This is a genomic window from Janthinobacterium sp. SUN206 (genome assembly GCF_030587305.1).
GTDB lineage: Bacteria > Pseudomonadota > Gammaproteobacteria > Burkholderiales > Burkholderiaceae_D > Janthinobacterium > Janthinobacterium kumbetense.
The window spans coordinates 1-1,157 of record NZ_JAPWIB010000010.1; the positions used below are offsets into that span (position 1 = coordinate 1).

General features: G+C 51.3%; 1 rRNA gene (running past one end of the window). It reads left to right on the plus strand.

Features of this window, described 5'->3' with window-relative positions:
• A 23S ribosomal RNA gene (locus O3300_RS28365) occupies nt 1–1,157 on the plus strand; its annotated part runs 1,450 nt beyond the window's last position; the annotation flags it as partial.

Genomic DNA, 1,157 nt, shown 5'->3' on the forward strand with positions numbered 1-1,157 from the left:
GGGTGATAGCCCCGTATGTGAAATCGGACCGGTGGTACTAAGCGTACGACAAGTAGGGCGGGACACGTGACATCCTGTCTGAATATGGGGGGACCATCCTCCAAGGCTAAATACTCGTAATCGACCGATAGTGAACCAGTACCGTGAGGGAAAGGCGAAAAGAACCCCGGAAGGGGAGTGAAATAGATCCTGAAACCGTGTGCATACAAACAGTAGGAGCGGACTTGTTCCGTGACTGCGTACCTTTTGTATAATGGGTCAGCGACTTACATTCAGTGGCAAGGTTAACCGAATAGGGAAGCCGTAGAGAAATCGAGTCCGAATAGGGCGATCAGTCGCTGGGTGTAGACCCGAAACCAAGTGATCTACTCATGGCCAGGATGAAGGTGCGGTAACACGCCCTGGAGGTCCGAACCCACTAATGTTGAAAAATTAGGGGATGAGCTGTGGGTAGGGGTGAAAGGCTAAACAAACTTGGAAATAGCTGGTTCTCTCCGAAAACTATTTAGGTAGTGCCTCAAGTATCACCATCGGGGGTAGAGCACTGTTATGGCTAGGGGGTCATTGCGACTTACCAAACCATTGCAAACTCCGAATACCGATGAGTGCGAGCTTGGGAGACAGACGTCGGGTGCTAACGTCCGGCGTCAAGAGGGAAACAACCCAGACCGCCAGCTAAGGTCCCAAAGATTGGCTAAGTGGAAAACGAAGTGGGAAGGCTAAAACAGTCAGGATGTTGGCTTAGAAGCAGCCATCATTTAAAGAAAGCGTAATAGCTCACTGATCGAGTCGTCCTGCGCGGAAGATGTAACGGGGCTAAGCCAGTCACCGAAGCTGCGGATATCCTTTATTGGATATGGTAGGAGAGCGTTCTGTAAGCCTGCGAAGGTGTCTTGTAAAGGATGCTGGAGGTATCAGAAGTGCGAATGCTGACATGAGTAGCGATAATGGGGGTGAAAAGCCTCCACGCCGTAAGCCCAAGGTTTCCTGTTCAACGTTCATCGGAGCAGGGTGAGTCGGCCCCTAAGGCGAGGCAGAGATGCGTAGCTGATGGGAAGCAGGTTAATATTCCTGCACCGTCGTATGATGCGATGGGGGGACGGATCGCGGAAGGTTGTCCAACTGTTGGAATAGTTGGTTTTTGGCTCATAGAAGGC